At 39.4% G+C, this 18,236-nt stretch carries 15 protein-coding genes; 11 read left to right on the top strand and 4 right to left on the bottom strand.

What is annotated here, in order from left to right; translation table 11 throughout:
• The first annotated feature begins 14 nt into the window (after positions 1 to 14).
• Positions 15 to 1,043 (top strand): 5-oxoprolinase subunit C family protein, encoded by a 1,029-nt coding sequence (locus ISU02_RS15060; protein ID WP_194702666.1) that lies wholly within the window; start codon positions 15 to 17, stop codon positions 1,041 to 1,043.
• A 71-nt stretch (positions 1,044 to 1,114) separates the two neighbouring features.
• Positions 1,115 to 2,005: a DUF4392 domain-containing protein gene (locus tag ISU02_RS15055; protein ID WP_194702665.1), complete on the top strand. Its 891-nt coding sequence runs from the start codon at positions 1,115 to 1,117 to the stop codon at positions 2,003 to 2,005.
• A gap of 11 nt (positions 2,006 to 2,016) precedes the next feature.
• Here ISU02_RS15055 and ISU02_RS15050 read toward each other — a convergent pair whose 3' ends face one another.
• Positions 2,017 to 3,756: an ABC-F family ATP-binding cassette domain-containing protein gene (locus tag ISU02_RS15050; RefSeq protein ID WP_194702664.1), complete on the bottom strand. Its 1,740-nt coding sequence runs from the start codon at positions 3,754 to 3,756 to the stop codon at positions 2,017 to 2,019.
• A gap of 230 nt (positions 3,757 to 3,986) precedes the next feature.
• Between ISU02_RS15050 and ISU02_RS15045 the strand changes: the two genes are divergently transcribed.
• The 8 genes from ISU02_RS15045 to ISU02_RS15010 all read left to right on the top strand — a co-directional run bounded on the left by ISU02_RS15045 (position 3,987) and on the right by ISU02_RS15010 (position 10,256).
• Positions 3,987 to 4,145, top strand: coding sequence for a nucleotidyltransferase domain-containing protein (locus ISU02_RS15045; RefSeq protein ID WP_194702663.1), 159 nt, complete (start codon positions 3,987 to 3,989; stop codon positions 4,143 to 4,145).
• 118 nt (positions 4,146 to 4,263) lie between these two features.
• Positions 4,264 to 4,644, top strand: coding sequence for a lactoylglutathione lyase (gene gloA, locus ISU02_RS15040; RefSeq protein WP_194702662.1), 381 nt, complete (start codon positions 4,264 to 4,266; stop codon positions 4,642 to 4,644).
• A 112-nt stretch (positions 4,645 to 4,756) separates the two neighbouring features.
• Positions 4,757 to 5,191: a DUF3783 domain-containing protein gene (locus ISU02_RS15035; protein WP_194702661.1), complete on the top strand. Its 435-nt coding sequence runs from the start codon at positions 4,757 to 4,759 to the stop codon at positions 5,189 to 5,191.
• A gap of 400 nt (positions 5,192 to 5,591) precedes the next feature.
• Positions 5,592 to 6,728 carry an ABC transporter substrate-binding protein gene (locus tag ISU02_RS15030; RefSeq protein ID WP_228727841.1) on the top strand — a complete coding sequence of 379 codons (1,137 nt, stop codon included), beginning with the start codon at positions 5,592 to 5,594 and terminating at the stop codon, positions 6,726 to 6,728.
• Between the two features lie 167 nt (positions 6,729 to 6,895).
• On the top strand, positions 6,896 to 7,771 hold the full coding sequence (locus ISU02_RS15025; protein WP_323985052.1) for a branched-chain amino acid ABC transporter permease: 876 nt from the start codon (positions 6,896 to 6,898) through the stop codon (positions 7,769 to 7,771).
• Between the two features lie 2 nt (positions 7,772 to 7,773).
• The gene (locus tag ISU02_RS15020) at positions 7,774 to 8,772 is read left to right on the top strand and encodes a branched-chain amino acid ABC transporter permease (RefSeq protein WP_194702659.1); all 999 of its coding nucleotides are present in this window, start codon (positions 7,774 to 7,776) and stop codon (positions 8,770 to 8,772) included.
• A 12-nt stretch (positions 8,773 to 8,784) separates the two neighbouring features.
• A complete protein-coding gene (locus ISU02_RS15015) occupies positions 8,785 to 9,543 on the top strand; it encodes an ABC transporter ATP-binding protein (RefSeq protein WP_194702658.1) in 759 nt (252 codons plus the stop codon).
• Between the two features lie 8 nt (positions 9,544 to 9,551).
• Complete coding sequence (locus ISU02_RS15010) at positions 9,552 to 10,256, top strand: ABC transporter ATP-binding protein (RefSeq protein ID WP_194702657.1); 705 nt, start codon at positions 9,552 to 9,554, stop codon at positions 10,254 to 10,256.
• A gap of 168 nt (positions 10,257 to 10,424) precedes the next feature.
• Here ISU02_RS15010 and ISU02_RS15005 read toward each other — a convergent pair whose 3' ends face one another.
• From ISU02_RS15005 to ISU02_RS14995, 3 genes are read right to left on the bottom strand one after another with little or no spacing between them, the layout of a single operon-like run.
• The gene (locus ISU02_RS15005) at positions 10,425 to 13,391 is read right to left on the bottom strand and encodes a response regulator (protein WP_194702656.1); all 2,967 of its coding nucleotides are present in this window, start codon (positions 13,389 to 13,391) and stop codon (positions 10,425 to 10,427) included.
• 15 nt (positions 13,392 to 13,406) lie between these two features.
• Positions 13,407 to 14,483, bottom strand: a complete 1,077-nt coding sequence (locus ISU02_RS15000; RefSeq protein WP_194702655.1) for an HD domain-containing phosphohydrolase — start codon at positions 14,481 to 14,483, stop codon at positions 13,407 to 13,409.
• Positions 14,484 to 14,501: 18 nt separating this feature from the next.
• Complete coding sequence (locus ISU02_RS14995) at positions 14,502 to 15,800, bottom strand: ABC transporter substrate-binding protein (protein ID WP_194702654.1); 1,299 nt, start codon at positions 15,798 to 15,800, stop codon at positions 14,502 to 14,504.
• Between the two features lie 186 nt (positions 15,801 to 15,986).
• On the opposite strand from ISU02_RS14995, the gene ISU02_RS14990 reads away from it, so the two are divergent.
• Positions 15,987 to 17,960, top strand: coding sequence for a sigma-54-dependent Fis family transcriptional regulator (locus ISU02_RS14990; protein WP_194702653.1), 1,974 nt, complete (start codon positions 15,987 to 15,989; stop codon positions 17,958 to 17,960).
• The last annotated feature ends 276 nt before the right edge of the window (positions 17,961 to 18,236 follow it).

Raw genomic sequence — 18,236 nt, 5'->3', positions numbered from 1 at the left:
GATAGATGAGCCATATGAAAATTATTGAACCCGGTCTTTTGACAACGTTTCAAGATGATGGCAGAAAAGGTTACCAGCAATATGGGGTTCCTGTGGCAGGTGCTATGGATTCGTTTGCCATGCAGCTTGCCAATATTTTAGTGGGCAATCACAGAAATGATGTGGTCCTTGAAATTACCATGAAGGGACCTAGCATAGAATTTACCGCCAAGACTTACATCGCTTTAACAGGCGGAAAATGCCCTGTAACATTAGATGGCAATTCAGTAAATATGTACGAGACGGTCTGTGTTCATAAGGGCAGTATATTAAAGATTGGTCAAGTATATGAAGGTTTTAGAGTCTACTTGGCAGTTAGGGGCAGTTTTGACTTGCCAAAAATCATGGGCAGTGCATCGACTTACTTAAGAGGCCGCATTGGCGGTTTAGAGGGAGACAAACTACGAGTGGGTGCAGTTCTCAGCATAAAAGAGATTTCAAAAAATCGATATTTTAATCTGAGAAAAATGCCAGAGGAAGTGATCCCTGTCTATGACGATTCTATTGATGTGAAAGTGATTCTAGGACCTGAAGATGACAGCTTTACACCTGAGGGGATGAAGACCTTTCTCGGTAATGAATATATTTTGACGCACCAATGTGATCGAATGGGTTATCGGCTGGAGGGAGCGAAAATAGAGCATAGAGAAGGTGCCGATATAATCTCTTCGGGCATCAGCTTAGGTGCTATTCAGGTTCCCAGTCACGGTGAGCCCATCATCATGATGGCAGATAGGCAGCCAACAGGCGGCTATGCCAAAATAGCAAATGTGATCTCTTGTGATATATCTCGTCTCGCTCAACTGAAACCGGGTGACAAAGTCAGGTTCAGTGCTGTAAGGATTGATGAGGCACACCAAATGATTAAAGCGCAAGAGCAAACTTTGACGGATCTGGCGGCATACTATGAAAAAAATGAGATCGTTGTATCAGAAAGAGCGAGAATATTTTCGATAAGGGTTAAAGAGAAGCAATACGAAGTCGTGGTGGAAGAAATCAAGTGATTTGAAATGATATTCGAACGGATAAACAGAGTATTTTAAAAGCAATGCTATAGATATGAGGTGAAGGAATTATGAACCAAATCTATTATAGTGAAATTGATAAAATTATTGGACGGCATCTTGAGAACAGGGGCATGGATAGAGTTCAATTGGTTGGAGAAACCGAAGCAGGAGCGAAATCACTTTATCTATCGAAAACGGTGATGATTGTCACGGGATTTGTCATAAGAGATTGTCTGACAGGTGAAACGGATGGCCCTCTAGGAGCCATCGCTTTGGCAAGTGCCCTAGAACAGCTTGGGAAGTGTGTCGTCCTTGTAACCGATGTCTTCACAGAGCGTATCTTACGGGATTGCTGCCGGATTAAGGCAGTTAAAGCGCCTATTGAAGTCATCCCAAGAGAAGGTGCAGAGCCATTTTGTGATGGGATCATTCAAACTTATAAGCCGACTCATATTGTTGCCATTGAAAGACCAGGGATGGCTCAAGATGGTCATTATTACTCCATGAGAGGGGAAGATCTAAGCGACATGGTATCCAATGCAGATCACCTTTTCATAAATGCCAAAAGACATGGTATTGTGACCTTAGCTGTGGGGGATGGCGGCAATGAAATCGGCATGGGCAAGGTTGCCCCCCTAATTCACAAGTATGTGAAAAAGGGCGCATATATAAGTGCAGTGACTTCCGCAGATTATCTTGTTGTTGCAGGGGTTTCAAATTGGGGTGGACATGCTTTGGCAGCTGTCCTCTCAATGTTGGAAAAAAAGATGTTGCTCCATGATTGCTCAATGGAGACTCAACTGCTCGAGGCGATGGTGTCGGCAGGTGCAGTTGACGGCTGTACAAAACAGCGTGCACTCACTGTAGATGGTTTGAGCTTGGAAGAAAATCTTGACGTGCTTGAAGCTTTAAGGCGCATTGTTAAAACCGCTTTTGAAACGTACGCATTGTCAGGTTGAAGTGTTGAAAATTAAAGCAGTTTAATCAACGCTTCCAGTTCTTCGGATAATCCTTTTGCAAGTTCAAAATCAGTTGCTTCTAAGGCTAAAGCAATCTGTGTTTCAACGGCCTTTTTCTTTTGTTCAATTTCTAAATAGTCCTTGTCAAAATGGCGTTCATAGACCATCTTTCTAAATTTACGCATACTCATCTTTCGAATCGTTTTATTTTCGATGATCAAAACATAGTCCATGCAGTTGGCAATGGTGTAGTAATCATGAGAGATCATGAGTATTGCACCTTTGTAGTTTATAAGGGCTTTTTCAAGTGCCAGTTGTGCATAGGTGTCTAAGTGACTTGTTGGTTCATCAAGCAATAAAAAATTAGCACCTTGGGCGGCCACTTTTGCAAGTTGTAAAATGTTTTTTTCGCCCCCAGAGAGTGAACTGATCTTTTGATCCATGACTTCTTCTTCAAAACCATAACCACGAATATGAGCTCTGACTTCACCATAAGTATTGAAACCAGCATCGAAGAATTCCTGAAGTATGGTATTGGATTCATCTAGTATTTCCTCTTGAAGCTGAGATAAATAGGCCGTTTGGACGCCTTCAGCTGTAGAGATCGACTCTTGATTATTCTTGTGAATGTCTCTCATGAGAGTTGTTTTGCCGGTACCGTTTGCACCTATGAGAGCTACTTTGTCCGTGGAGCCGATTTCAAAGTTGACATTTTCCAAGAGGACGTCTTCGAATGAAACCTTGTAATCACATACTTTTAGGGCAAAGGTATCCATGACTTCGTGATCAGCCTTCAATCGAATACTCGGTTGTTTAATGGCCACAAAGGGTTCTTTGATCCGACGAGCTTCAAGGCGTTCTTGAATTTTAATGCGTGCTTTTAGAGATTTGCCTCTGGCTGCTTCTGAATCGTAAGTTGCAATTTTTCGAAGTTTTTCGATGAGGATTTCATTTCTTTCAATCTCTTCATTATCGGCAATCGCCAACTCTTGGAGTTCAATCTTCTTTTGAAGCAGTGAGAAATTATAATCGATATAACGGCCGTCGAACTCTTGCAGTTCCTTATTTTCAAGGTGAATAATCTTATTGAAACAATGATTTAACAGATATCGGTTATGCGTGATCACAAGCAAGATGCCTTTGTGCGCATTGATGAGTTCTTTAAGGGCGTTTAGATTTTCAAAGTCTAGAAAGACGTCTGGTTCATCCATGATCATCAGGTTTGGGCTGTTGAGCATTTCCTTGATCACTTGAATGAGTTTAAATTCACCACCGCTGAGTTCAGACACTTTTAAATCTTTATGTTTCATTAAATTGGCGAGATTGAGTTTTTTATGGATATTGCTTTCAAAATCATGGCCGTCAATGGCATCAAATGCGTCCAGTGCATGTTGATATTCTTCGAGAAGTGTCTCTAGTTCCGTGGCGGTTTCCATCTCAGTGCAGAGTGTTGCGATTTTGTCCTGCAAAGCGATAAAAACTTCTGCGATATATTCAAAAACAGTGGTATCTTTTGTCCTGTCCAGTTGTGAAAATTGGCTGACATAGCCTATTCTGCAGTTTGGCAATAGCTCTAACTTGCCATCGTACATATACTCTTCAGGATCTCTAATGATGTCGATAAGGGTACTTTTACCACTGCCGCTGGTACCGATAAAGGCACAGTGTTGGTCATCTTCTAATGTGAATGAAATTTTGTCGTATAAATCTTTTTGGGGAAACGAGTAGGATAGTTGATCCACTTTTAACATATGCTTACCTCTTCTTTTATCATCAAAAAAGAGCTCTAAAATACAAGCTCTTTCATATATAATCTTCTAACGTGTCATTTTGTATTTGATTATTATGTAATAAGGTCATCCGTGTGGATTCACCGCTTGAAGCATAACACTTTTTATAATAAATTTCAATCTTTTTATAATTTGCTGATCCTCATGAAATGAATTATAATGGAGTAAACCATGTAAATGAGGATAAGACAATGAACTCATTATCTCAAGAGATCACTAATATGTGCGTCGATTATTTGAATAAAAGATTTTCTCCTCTTTTTATAATCGTATTCGGATCTTATAGTCGTGCAGAAGCAAGACCAGAAAGTGATCTCGATATCGCTGTATTTTGCGACTCGATATTTTAAAACGTATTTTAGAGAGTCATTGAGGAGACTTTGATGCGTTTATAGATGAGATTAAATGAAATCGTGTCATGGAAGGACTAATTGTAAATAGAACATCGTCTAATTTAAGGAGGAACACATGAAGTATAAAATGTTGCATACCTGCATAAGAGTTATGGACTTAGACAAGTCGCTAAAATTTTACCAAGAGGCTCTCGGACTTGTGGAAAGAACTCGAAAAGATTTTCCAGAAGACGAATTCACGTTGGTTTTCTTAACCGATGAAGATAGAAACTATGAAATCGAGTTGACTTATAACTATAATCCAGAAAAGCCCTATACGATTGGAAACGGGTTCTCCCACTTTGCAGTATCTGTGGAAAATCTAGAACAATCTAGAGAACGCCATATTGAAATGGGTTACAAAGTGACCAAGCTGATGGGATTGCCGGGAAATCCACCGAGATTTTACTTTGTGACAGACCCAGATGGCTATGATATAGAAGTCATTAGAGCTTAATCCGCTTTTTATCAGTAGAGCTATCTACCCGCTTTTATACGCACTACTGAGAAGGGCATGAAAACATAAAGCAGATTTGAAGTACAGAAAAATAAATTCAAGGAGTAGGAATATGTCATTTGAAAAAATAGATCGTGAGAGCGAAGAACGCAAAATAGGTCGAAATTGTATTCTAGTTTACGGTTATAATGCACAAGAACTTGAACTGATTGAACTCTGTAGACAAAAATCAGGTATCGATGAAATTGTGGTTATTTCTGAATCGGAGATTCACAAGACCTTGGGCACCCTTTTAGAACAAGAAGCACTTAATCTGGCGAATTTGCCAGTTGCAGAGGCATACACACTTATTCCGACCATTATCTTCAGTGGAACGTCACATTCTGAATTAGATCGATTTATAGAAGCCTCTAAGAAGGTGACCATGCAAAGGCCTATATTTGCAGGCACAACACCTCATAACTTAACTTGGGCCTTCAGTGCTCTGGTGGAGGAACTCATTCAAGAGCGAGAAGAAATGAAAAAAATGAGAGCAATGAAATCGTAATTCTGAGATCCTAAAAATAAACGTGGAAAATAGATCGTAAAGCATATCTGATGGTTGGCAAACCGTAAGATATGCTTTTTAAATTGGGAAAACTCAAAAGCAAAAGGTGTGACAGTTTTGTCTCTATAGTTCGTGATTGATATAACATTAACATATGTGTCCGCAATACACGGAAATTTATTGCAAAAAAAGACGAAAAAAATAAGAAAAATTAATATTTATGAATAAAATACGATTGATGCATCAAAAAAATATTTGAATGTTTGTATGAAATGTAATAAAATGTTTCACATATTTAATATAAAGAGATTATTCACATATTTTAGAAATATTTTCATTTAATGAGATGAGATAGAGAAAAATATGATGAATAGATCCAAGATTAAAGGGGGAATTAGATATGAATTCAAAGAGATTGGCGCTAGTGATGGCATTGGTATTGATGCTATCCACATTACTTTCAGGTTGTGGCGCGAAAGCAGAAGAAGTGACTGTTATTAAATTAGGGGTCATCGGGCCTTTAACGGGTGACTACAGTATGTATGGCACTTCTGTAGAAGAAGGGGCTAAACTTGCAGCTAAAGAGATTAACGCTGCTGGTGGCATCAATGGTAAACAAATTGAAATTATTGCTTATGACAGTAAGGGCGATAAAACTGAAGCTGTCAATGCGTATAACCGATTGAGAGATCAAGATGGTATTATCGGTTTAATCGGGGGTACATTTAGTGGGACAACATTAAGCATTAAGGAAATCGCAAAGACGGATAATATGCCAGTATTGACGCCAACAGCAACCAATGGAGAAGTCACATTGGATGCGGCTAACATTTTTAGAGCATGTTACACTGATCCATATCAAGGGGCTACTGCAGCAGTGTTTGCAGCACAGGAATTAGGGGCTAAAAAAGCAGCAGTACTATACAATATTGAAGACCCATACTCAGAAGGTCTTGCTGTGGCATTTAATGAGAAATTTTCAGCTACAGGCACAGTGACAAATTATGAGGGTTACACTAAAAACGATGCAGATTTTAAAGCTGTTTTAACTAAGATTGCAGCAGAAGATCCAGATGTCATATTCTTGCCAGATTATGTTGCCAAAGTCGGCGTTATCCTTTCTCAAATTAAAGAACTTGGTTTGGATATTGTTGCAATCGGCGGCGATGGTTGGGATGGCATAGAAGCGGATTATGCAGAAGTGGCAGAAGGTCATTATTTTGCAAATCACTATTCTAAAACAGATGAATATGAGGTTGTTCAAAACTTCGTCAAAGCATATGAGACAGAGTGGAGCAAATCGCCAAGTGCCCTTGCGGCATTAGCCTATGATTCAACTTATATCATGGCAAAAGCAATTGAAAAAGCAGGTTCGACAGAGGCGGCAGCTATTATTTCAGAACTTGCAAAAACAGATGCAGATGGCGTTACAGGTCATGTGACATTCGATGCAAATGGAGACCCAGTTAAAGATATTTCAATTATCCAAATTGTGAATGGTGGTCATAAATTAGCAGCTAAGGTATCAGGTAACTAATCATTTGAGTGACTGAAACACTAAACATTTGTTTCAGTCACTTGTTTTTTAAAAGGGTAAGTGAACTGATGCATAGTAATAATAGCAATTTAAAGAGATAAATAATCATCAGTATAGCAGTTGAATTCAATTGAATTCAACTCATATAGAATGGGGGAAGTTATTTGATTCTTTTTTTACAACAAATAATCAACGGGCTATCTGTGGGGAGTGTCTATGCCCTTATAGCTTTAGGATATACAATGGTGTACGGTATCATAAAACTTATCAATTTTGCACATGGAGAAGTCATGATGGCTGGGGCCTATTTTGCATTTGTAGTGGCCATATCCAGTCGATTTCCATTTCCGATTGTTTTATTCATATCCATGGTCATGGCGGCAATTGTGGGGATTGTTATTGAAAAGTTGGCGTATAAGCCTTTGAGAAACGCACCGCGTATTTCTGCGCTTATTACAGCCATTGGTGTGAGCTTGTTTTTACAAAACTTAACACTTGTAATCTTTAAAGCAGATCCCAAAATTATGCCTGTGCTTATTGAAAAAAAGCCGATTAATATTGGATCGTTACAGATTGGTACAGTAACACTTACCACGTTAATATTGGCGATAGTCTTTATGGTGATTCTAGATGTTTTTATCAAGAAGACGAAACCTGGAAAAGCCATGCGTGCTGTTTCAGAAGACAAGGATGCTTCAGTCTTAATGGGAATCAATGTGAACAAGACCATTAGTATTACCTTTGCAATAGGTTCTGCACTAGGTGCACTGGGAGGTGTTCTCTACGGTATAACTTATACGCAAGTCTATCCAACGATGGGGATTATGCCAGGTCTAAAAGCGTTTGTTGCCGCTGTTTTGGGAGGGATTGGTCTTATACCTGGAGCGGTTTTAGGAGGCTTTGTCATAGGTATGATCGAAACCATTTCAAAAGCATATATATCCAGTCAGTGGTCAGACGCTATTGTTTTTGGCCTTCTAATAGTCGTTTTGCTCTTTAAACCCACAGGGATTTTAGGCAAGAACGAGAAAGAGAAGGTGTAGAGATGGATAGAAAAATACTCAAAAACTATGCGATTAATATTTTGGTTATCATTGCGATTTATATTTTATTGAAAGTTTTAATGGGCACAGGTGTGATCAGTAGATATCATCAAGGGATTATTATTTTCATTATGATCAATATCATACTGGCCACAAGTCTTAATTTAGCCACAGGCTTTTTAGGTCAATTAACACTTGGACATGCTGGATTTATGGCAGTTGGGGCCTATGTATCTGCAATGACGGCTGTCGCACTTAAGGCCAATTTTAAAGGTATGCCTGATCTCGTGATGCTCATTATTTCTCTGGCAGTGGCTGCGGTGGCATCCGCTCTAGTGGGCATTGTCATAGGTGTACCTGCGCTCAGACTGAGAGGGGATTACTTAGCCATCATAACACTTGGATTTGGGGAAGTCATACGCGTGGTGATCAACAATATCAAAGCAACTGGGGGAGCGCAAGGCTTCACAGGCATTCCAAAGATTTCGACTTTTGACAATGTGTTTTGGATTACGGTTTTGGTAGTGCTCTTCCTGTATAGATTGACACATTCACGTCAGGGACGTGCTATTTTGTCCATACGTGAAGATGAGATTGCCGCTGAAGCAGTGGGGGTTAAAACGACACATTTCAAAGTCATGGGATTTGCCATAGCTGCTAGTATTGCAGGTATTGGCGGTGGATTATATGCACATTACATTGCATTTTTGGATCCGAATACGTTTAACTTTATGCGTTCTGTAGAAATTCTTGTCATTGTCGTTTTGGGAGGTATGGGTAGTTTAACAGGCTCTATACTTGCCGCAATTGTGCTTACAATTATGCCAGAAGCGCTTAGAAGTTTTGCGAACTACAGACTTTTATTATATTCGTTCATGCTGATTATCATGATGATCTTCAGACCAAAGGGCATTTTTGGTACCGGTGAGTTTTCATGGCAAGGTTTTTATGACCGATATCAGATGCGTAAAAACGCATTGCTAAAACGTGAACAAGAATAGGAGGGAAAGTCTATGGCGTTATTAGAAGCAACGAATATTTGCATGCAATTCGGCGGTTTGAGAGCAGTAGATAACTTTAATCTCTCTATTGATGAGCATGAGCTCGTGGGCTTAATTGGACCGAATGGTGCAGGGAAAACAACTGTTTTTAATATGCTCACAGGTGTGTATGCACCAACGGAAGGCAATATCAAAATTGATGGCGTCAGCGTTGTGGGCAAAAAACCATATGAAATTGTGAGAATAGGTGCGGCAAGAACCTTTCAAAATATCAGATTATTTAAGGATCTTACCGTTTTAGATAATATCAAGATCGCGTATCATCATGAACTCAAATACTCGACGCTTGAAGGGATTTTGAGGTTGCCCAGATATTGGGCAGATGAGAAGAAGGCACATAAGGCATGTTTAGATTTCCTTAAAATTTTCGATATGGAAGATTATGCGGAAACACTTGCTAAAAATTTGCCGTATGGTAAACAGAGAAAATTAGAGATTGCCAGAGCACTTGCTACAAAACCTAAAATTCTAATGTTAGATGAACCGGCTGCTGGTATGAATCCGCAGGAAACGCATGAGTTAATGGAAACGATTGGACTGATCAGAAAGCAGTTTGATATCGCCATTCTGTTGATTGAGCATGATATGCATCTTGTTATGGGCATTTGTGAAAGGATTGCAGTGCTTGACTACGGAAAAATCATTGCAGTTGGCACGCCAGAGGAAACCCGGAATAATCCGGATGTGATCAGAGTTTATTTAGGGGAGTAGGTGAGCGTTTGTTAAAAATAGAGAATATAGATGTTTATTACGATAAGATCCATGCGATTAAAAACGTCAGTTTTGAAGTACGCGCAGGTGAAGTTGTGAGCCTTATTGGTGCCAATGGCGCTGGCAAGACCACCATTTTAAAGACCATTTCAAAATTAATGGAGCCTACGCATGGTGTGATACTATTTGACGATCAGCCTTTGAGTAAACTGGCGCCACATCAAATGGTCTATCTTGGCATGGCGCATGTGCCTGAAGGCAGACGTGTTTTTGCAAAGATGACAGTTGAAGAGAATCTTTATATGGGGGCTTACATTCGCAAGGATAAAACCCACATTGAGAAAGATCTTGAACGCGTATTTGAGTACTTTCCAAGATTAAAGGAGAGAACTAGCCAGCCTGCAGGAACTTTAAGCGGTGGGGAACAACAGATGCTGGCCATTGGGCGTGCGCTGATGTCTAAACCTAAATTGTTGCTGATGGACGAACCCTCTATGGGACTTGCTCCTTTATTGGTACAAGAAATCTTCAATATTATACAAGAAATCAAAAAAAGCGGTACAACGATATTGCTTGTTGAACAAAATGCAAACCAAGCACTTCAAATTGCAGATCGAGCGTATGTACTTGAAACCGGCAAAATTACCATGTCTGGAAATGCAAAAGAACTTCTCAATGATGAGAGCATTAAGAAGGCCTACTTAGGCGGCTAAGTGATGTATTAATGTTTTAAAATACCATGAGTCCAGTTTTAAAGAACTGGACTCATGGTATTTTATGATTTTAGATAGAAGAGATCATCAGAATAAAACCAATCCTTATAATAAAGCGAATTCACAAAATAAAATAATTTTTAAATAAAACGATTTCTCTAAATAGATCTAATCTGCATTACATAACACATCAATTTCATCAAGCACAGTACGGACCAATTTTATAAATGGCGTGGTCAGTTCTTCGATCTGATCTTCTTTTACATCCTTTAGAGCTGTTTGCAGTGTCGCAGCCATTTCGTGAACTGCATTGGCGCCGATACTGCCGGAACTGCTTTTAATCTTATGGACGATTTGAAATGCCTCGTCATAAGCATGACTGTTAATGGCGCTTTCAAGTGATTTGCCCACATTTTGATTTTCTGTAAAATAGGTTTTTAGAACCATCATGTATAAGTCCTTATTGCCGCCTACGGATTTTAATCCCTTCTCAAAATCAAGTGCTGCATGTCTTACAGTATCTCCAGTTACAGAGGATAAGGACATTTCTTGGTTGAGGTTTTTTAGTATCGAACGCACTTTTCGGATGAAGTCCTCAGGTTCAAAGGGTTTTGTAATAAAGTGGGTTATGCCGGAAGCGCGACATTTTTCTTCAACACCTGTGATAGCATCGGCAGTCATGGCAATAATGGGGACTTGGCGATCGATGGCTCTAATTTGTGCACTGGCTTCATAACCATTGAGCACGGGCATGTGTAAATCCATTAAAATAAGTTGGATGTCATCTGGATGCGCTCTGTAATAGTCCACGCCAACTTGGCCGTTTTCTGTGAGGATCACCTGATAACCGCATTGTTCTAAGAGCGATTTTGCAATAAACTGATTGGTCAAATTGTCTTCAACCACAAGAATCTGATAAGGCTCATTTGGCTGAGGGTCCATGTTATCCGGATCAATCGTTTCATCCATATCGCCCAAGGGGCGCTCTTTGATATACTGTGCATTTTCAGAGTGAATTTCGAGGATATTAATTTTAAATAATTCAACAATACCGTTATATAAGACGGATGGAATGATGGGTTTTGCAATACCCAAGTTGAGTTCGGCAACTTCAAGTGTATCGAAAAGATCCACTCTGGAAAGTGGTACCAGTAGAATGGTCTTAGGAAATTCATCTGCAGGGGTTAATTGCTTTAGCTTTTTACAAAATTCGATGCCATTCATACTTGGGGATTCATAATCTATAATCAACAGATTATACGGTGTGCTGCCGCTTTGATTTGCCTTTTCAAGAAATTCAATTGTGCGCTCTTCTGTTTGAGCAAAATCAGCAATAATATTGAAAGATTGAAGATATTCTTTGAGCAAATTCGAGTAGAAAAAAGAAGCATCATATACGAGCGCTCTTATATTTTTAAAGTAGAGTGCAGCGTCCGCTTTGCGTTTTTCGTAATCCTTGTTGTAATCCATTGCAAGTGGCAACTGTATATTGAAAGTGGAGCCCACACCGAGTTCGCTAAAAACTTCAATTTTGCCCTGCATGAGTTCAACGAAGGTTTTAACGATAGACATGCCGAGGCCAGTACCGCCAAATCTTCTGCTGATGCTTGAATCCGCTTGATTAAAGGGAACAAATAAGTGTTGTAGCTGCTCTTCTGACATACCTATGCCAGTATCTTTTACACTGAATTCTATAATGTAATTGTCTTTGACTTTTGCAACCAATCGGATGAGCAAAGAAACCTCACCGTCTTTGGTGAATTTAAGGGCGTTATTCACAACATTGAGCAAAACTTGTCCAATCTTTTTGGGATCGCCTAAGAAAAAAGTGGGTATTTGAGTGTCTTTGTGCATAGAAAATTGTATGCGCTGTTCCTCAATTTTATGAGAGGCAATATTGATGACTTGTTCGATGGTTTCATCTAAGTTAAAAGGTATCGATTCCAGTTCGATCTTACCAGCCTCAATTTTGGAAAAGTCCAAAATATCATTTATAATACTGAGCATGTCTCTTGAAGCGCGTGTGATTTTTTCCAGATAAAGTTTTTGAGTCGTGCTCAGTTCTGTTCTGTGAAGGATATATGACATACCTGTAATGGCGTTGAGAGGCGTTCTTATCTCGTGCGACATGCGTGCTAAGAAGATGGATTTAACTTGATTTGCAAGTTCAGCATCGTCTTTTGCAACTTTTAGATCGGCCTCAATTTGTTTTCGAAGTTTGACTTCTTTCTTTAATTTGATAATCCAAAAGAAGGACACAATTAAAACAAGCAATACAAGCAAACCAATTATACCGGCAATTCTATAAATCTCCTGATAATTGACTTTGCTGTCAACGCCAATCCAAGTGTTGTTGATGGTGATTTGCTCTTCTTTAGTGATATCAGCCAGTGCTTTATTTATAATGCTTACAAGTTCAGGCCAATCTTTTCTAATGGCAAAGTGAAGAGATTGAGGGAGTTGGTCAGCTATGGTTATATAATTGAGATTAGTGATGCCGATTTCTTTAGAAATAAAAGTAGAGGTTGCAAAGTTTCCCACAAAGGCATCACTCTTCTTATTTGAAACAGCTTTAAGTGCATCTTCAACGGTTGTGTAAATATTCAAATGGATGTCGGGATAGTCTGCAAGATAGCTATGATGAGAACTGTTTTTCTGCACAGCTACATTTTTACCTTTCAAGTCATCGAAATTATGAATCGTCTTATTTTCTCTGTTGACAAAAATAGCGCGATAAGTATCATAATAAGGCTCTGAAAAAAGAAAGTATGATTCTCTGGTCTTTGTCTTTAGAACGCATGAAAGACCGTCCAGTTCACCGAGAACAGCCTTTTCATAGGCGGATTCCCAAGTGAGATCTTGAGCCATTTTAAATTGAAGCCCCGTTTTTTTTGAAATGAGATGGATATAATCTGCAGCGATGCCCTTGTAGTTGCCATCTGAATCAAAAAATTCATAGGGGTAGAATTGAGGATCCACCGCCAAGTTTATGATGGGATGCGTCTCTATGAAAGTGAGTTCTTCAGACGTTAAAGGTATAGTGGGAATGGTGGTGCTTGAGGCCACAGAAATCAGTAGAAGATTGGCAATTAAAACGAGGGCGAGAAGAACCGTTTTTTTTGAGTTTGTTTGCATTGTGCGCCCCCTTTTCTAATGTGTTTGATCAAATTTTGCAACGATTATTCTGACATCATTCTTGATTTCCATAAAGGCATCCACGAGATCAGGATCAAAATGCCTGCCGCGGTTCTCTTTTAAATATTCAAGTGCGATTTCATGGGAAAAGGCTTCTTTATAGACGCGTTTGCTGATCAATGCATCATAGACATCGGCGATTGCCATGAGCCTGCCTGGAAGCGGAATTTCGTTACCTTTTAGACCTTTCGGATAGCCTGTACCATCAAATTTCTCGTGATGGCCGCTGATGCACTCCATAGCTGTTCTGACAAAGCTTGGCAGTAATCTATCTTGAATTTCAACTCTGAGCGCATTTACACCAAAATCCACATGCTGTTTCATGATTTCAAATTCCTCTTGAGTAAGTTTGCTAGGTTTTAGCAAGATGGAATCTGCAATGCCAACTTTTCCAATATCGTGCAAGGGTGCTGTCTCAAAGATTTCCTTAATATAGTCATCAGTCAATAGGGTTTTATAGGGTTCTTTTTTTCGAAGGTGCTCACACATTAACTTAATAATCCATTGTGTTCTGTGTGTGTGATTGCTGGATTCCAAATCTCGAGTTTCCAATAGATTCATAAGGGCTTTAATGGTGATGCTACGCGTCAACAACAACTCTTTTGTGCGCTCTTGTACAGTCTGATCCAAAATGGTATTGATTTCTTCAAGCGATCTGCTGGCACTTTTGAGTTTGACATGGATTTGGATTCGGCGCTTTAGAGATTCTAAGTTTAGAGGTTTGCGTATATAATCCACAGCACCGAGTTCTAAACCAAGAATTTCATTTTCAAGTTCATCATAATTGGTCAATATGAGCACTGCAATCTTCTGAAAGTCTGAGTTTGCCTTCATGGCTTCCAGTACTTCGAAACCATTCATACGGGGCATATTGAGATCTAGGATCATGAGATCAATATCCGGATCAGTTTCTAACAATGCCATCGCTTCAACACCGTCACAAGCTGAAACCAAGTTATATCCATCTAATATGCTCTTGATTAGAAGCATATCGGTACTGGAATCGTCTACGATTAAAATTTTTATATCCATTTGTTTGACCTCCACTTATTATTCGTTGAGAATGATATTGCCCGATGATTCCACTTCGTTTAAAAAATCTTTTATAGTCATTTTTGCACTAAAGACTTTGTGTAATCCGGATTGATAGAGTTGTTCTTTGATAACTTGCCATTTGGAAGTGGGCACATCAATGCTTGGAGCATCAAAGCCACTTAAAAAAGGTAAATATCTTGAGTATTCACCAGAGGTCATCGCTTCGGCGATATGCTTGCGCATGGGGACTCTAAACGGATAATAAGTATCGTGCTCAGGGCTATATTCACCTCTAAAAATCATTTCTTGCGCTTCTTCGGAAATCATAAATTGAAAAAAATGATCAGAAGTTTCTTTCATATCTTTAGGCATGTTTTTAGAAGCACCTAATAGAATGGGGCCCACTTCTGGTTTTAATCCAATGGTATTCAGTGGTATGATACCAATTTCAAAGGGGTTATGATTTTTGTCAATATCCGTTACGCCCCATATCCCTTGAAATTCAAAGGCAATTTGTCCTGCTCTGAAATAGTTCATGACCTCAACGCCCGTATCTTCTCTCCACGATGGTTGTGCATACGCGCCTAATGTATCTCTGTAAAAGCGAATCGCATTTTCAGCTTCTGGCGTGTTGAGGAGCACCTTCTTTCCTGAATCGTCCACGAGTTCAGCACCATAAGCATGAACAAATTGATTAACCATCCAAGAGACATCGTTATGATCAGCCCCCACTAAGCCAACCCCAATAGCTTTAGTGTTATTATGTACAGTTTCTAAGGCCGATACAAAGGTCTCCAAACTCTGTATGTTTTTTGGATCAACACCTGCTTTTGTGAGCAAATCGGCATTGTAAACCAAGCAGATGGAATGCCCTATCCAAGGGATGCCGTAGAGTTTGTTTTCAATGATACCAAGTTTCCAAATTTTAGGATAAAAGTGGATAGACTCCTCTGAAAAGACATCAGATAGATCCATAAGGTCGCCTTTTTCACCGTAGTACTTGACGAGTCTATAGGGCAGCGCATAGAGCATAGGCTCGTCTTTGTCAGCAAGAGAATCGCCAATATGAGCCATGTCTTCATCGCCACCGATGAGTACAATTTCATAGGGCTCTTCGCTCGTCTGGTTAAAAACGTCAACGATCTCTTTGATGGCCGTGCTGCGGCCGGAATATTCAGGCCATGTGACTCGAAAGAATATTGGTGACTTAACTGTAGAGGGATCTGCAGGTTTTGGGGCGGAGTTAGCACATGCAGCTAACATTATGACGATCCAAAATGACAATAAAATCCATTTCAATTTATTTGATGTCATGTTTAGGCCTCCCGTAATAGAATCCGTTTTATACGTATATCTGTTATCCTAACATTAATACCCATTAATGTGAGCTGTCAACAGAATAAATGTTTTTTGATAAAAAATAAGCGACTTATGTATTTCGAAAGTCTCAATACTCTGATAAAATAGACACAACAATTAAACTGAGAAGGGGGTTGCCATTTGCCATCTAAAAAAATGCTCCAAGGCAACATTAGATATATTAAAGAATGGGAAAATTTTATAGCCACTGGTCAAGTGGATACTTCAGTTATGCGACGAGAAATTGTGGATTCTTGGCGTCGCAGTAAAAAATATGGCGTTGATCCGTTGAGTAGCAAGATCAAAATTGAACTGACCGACGAAAAGTTAGAGCAGACAAAAAAAGCTTTTAAACCAATTTTGGATATTGCCCTACCTTTTATGGAAATGATTTATGAAGCTGTGGGTGAAGTGGGCATGGTGGTCAGTTTTATTGATGCAGATGGTTTTATCATGGCAAGTCTTGGTGATGAAGGGCTATCTTCTGAGTTGTTGTTGCACACAGGGAAAAATGTAACAGAAGAGCAGGTAGGCACCAATGCGACGGGGATTGCTCTTAAAAAAGGCATAGCACTACAAGTTCTAGGGGCAGAGCATTATAGACAGGCATATCATAGAAAGACCACGTCAGCAGCGCCTATAAAGGATGAATACAATAATGTGCTTGGGGTCTTGAGCATGTCAGGCGAATGCTCAACGGTTCATCCGCATACATTGGGGATGGTGCTGGCCTCTGCGCTTGCCATTGAACATGAGCTCAGACTCAATCAGAGGAATGCAGAACTCAGACGTGCAAACGAGCATCTCGATGCCATTATGCAGACCATATCTGAGGGGATTATGACGATTACTTTTGATGGGATTATAACGGATATCAACTATTTTACAAAAAAAATGTTTAGAAAAACCTATGATGAGTTAGTGGGTGAACATATAGATGACATCGTCAAAAAACCAGTATTGGAAATGATTAAAAAGGAAATGTCATCCAATGAAGAAAAAGAACTGCAGTTTTTTTCGGATGGGCGAAAAAGGACGGCATTGATTTCCTTTAAACCGATTTTCTCTCAAGATGAAAGTATTAAAGAGTATCTGATCACAATTAGAGAGACTAAAAAAGTATATTCTCAGGTCAATAAACTCTTTGGTTCCAAAGCTATTTATACCTTTGATGACATACTGGGAAATAGTGTAGAAATTAAGGATTCCATAAGGCTGGCGAAGATGATTTCCATGACGGATGCGACCATTTTACTACATGGGGAAAGTGGCACCGGAAAAGAGATGTTTGCACAAGGCATTCACAATGAATCCCCACGGAAAAATAATTCATTTGTCTTTATAAATTGCGGTGCCATCCCGAGAGATCTCGTGGCGAGCGAACTCTTTGGCTATGTGGAAGGTGCCTTCACAAGTGCCAGAAAGGGTGGCAATCCAGGCAAGTTTGAACTTGCAGATGGTGGGACTTTATTTTTAGATGAAATTGGGGATATGCCTCTAGATACACAAGCCAATCTTCTGAGAGTTCTCGAGACAAAACAAGTGGTTCGCGTTGGTGGTAACGAAGTCATTCCGGTAGATGTCAGAGTTATTGCAGCAACACATAAGGACTTGGCTGAAGAGGTAAGACGGGGGAATTTCAGAGATGATTTGTTTTATCGATTAAATGTCATGCCCATAAAGACACCTTCTCTGAGGGATCGAAAAGAAGATATACGTATTTTAGTGGATTTTTTTTATGCGCAATTCACCAAGAGAACGGACCAAAAATCTGCTATTGATGAAAGTTTTTATACGGTTATGGCACAATACAGTTGGCCAGGAAATGTGCGTGAACTCCAAAACGTCATGCAGATGGTCACCAACATTGTGGGAGAGCATGAAAATTTATCGAGTAAGCACTTGCCAGATTCGATCAAAGAGACGATTGGCATGGTCACAGAAGATGTGGCAAGGGAAACGGAAGCTTATGTGAGACCGCTTCATATCATTGAAAAAGAAGCTATTATTAATGCGCTTAAAGCTTCTGATAATAATTTGGTGCAAGCTGCTAAAATGTTGGAAATAGGTAGAAGTACGCTATATAGAAAGATAGAGAAGTATATGATTTTATAGAATGTGCATCATTTTGAGACATGTGTCTCGAAATGATGCATCAAAAATACTGTAAACAGCGTCTGAATGTATTGTTTTGATACATTTTGACGCTGTTTTTTTTAATTTGTCCCCAAAATGGCATAAATGTATCAAAAAAAATACAAATGTTTCGTTTGACGAAAAAAAATTTTACTTGCTGAACATCAGCCTTTTCAGTCTGTTAGAAGATTGATACAAGACATAAAAGTGCCTTGTCACAAAAGATGGCATCTTAATTGCGTGTTAATAGAGTGT

It is taken from the genome of Fusibacter ferrireducens, from assembly GCF_015352425.1.
Lineage (GTDB): Bacteria > Bacillota > Clostridia > Peptostreptococcales > Acidaminobacteraceae > Fusibacter_A > Fusibacter_A ferrireducens.
The sequence above is the reverse complement of the archived record's forward strand: the minus strand, read 5'-3'. Positions and strand labels throughout refer to the sequence as shown.

Coding starts and splice junctions, on each gene's coding strand:
- ISU02_RS15060 (WP_194702666.1), top strand. CDS start 15: ATGAAAATTATTGAACCCGGTCTTTTGACAACGTTTCAAGATGATGGC.
- ISU02_RS15055 (WP_194702665.1), top strand. CDS start 1,115: ATGAACCAAATCTATTATAGTGAAATTGATAAAATTATTGGACGGCAT.
- ISU02_RS15050 (WP_194702664.1), bottom strand. CDS start 3,756: ATGTTAAAAGTGGATCAACTATCCTACTCGTTTCCCCAAAAAGATTTA.
- ISU02_RS15045 (WP_194702663.1), top strand. CDS start 3,987: ATGAACTCATTATCTCAAGAGATCACTAATATGTGCGTCGATTATTTG.
- gloA (WP_194702662.1), top strand. CDS start 4,264: ATGAAGTATAAAATGTTGCATACCTGCATAAGAGTTATGGACTTAGAC.
- ISU02_RS15035 (WP_194702661.1), top strand. CDS start 4,757: ATGTCATTTGAAAAAATAGATCGTGAGAGCGAAGAACGCAAAATAGGT.
- ISU02_RS15030 (WP_228727841.1), top strand. CDS start 5,592: ATGAATTCAAAGAGATTGGCGCTAGTGATGGCATTGGTATTGATGCTA.
- ISU02_RS15020 (WP_194702659.1), top strand. CDS start 7,774: ATGGATAGAAAAATACTCAAAAACTATGCGATTAATATTTTGGTTATC.
- ISU02_RS15015 (WP_194702658.1), top strand. CDS start 8,785: ATGGCGTTATTAGAAGCAACGAATATTTGCATGCAATTCGGCGGTTTG.
- ISU02_RS15005 (WP_194702656.1), bottom strand. CDS start 13,391: ATGCAAACAAACTCAAAAAAAACGGTTCTTCTCGCCCTCGTTTTAATT.
- ISU02_RS15000 (WP_194702655.1), bottom strand. CDS start 14,483: ATGGATATAAAAATTTTAATCGTAGACGATTCCAGTACCGATATGCTT.
- ISU02_RS14995 (WP_194702654.1), bottom strand. CDS start 15,800: ATGACATCAAATAAATTGAAATGGATTTTATTGTCATTTTGGATCGTC.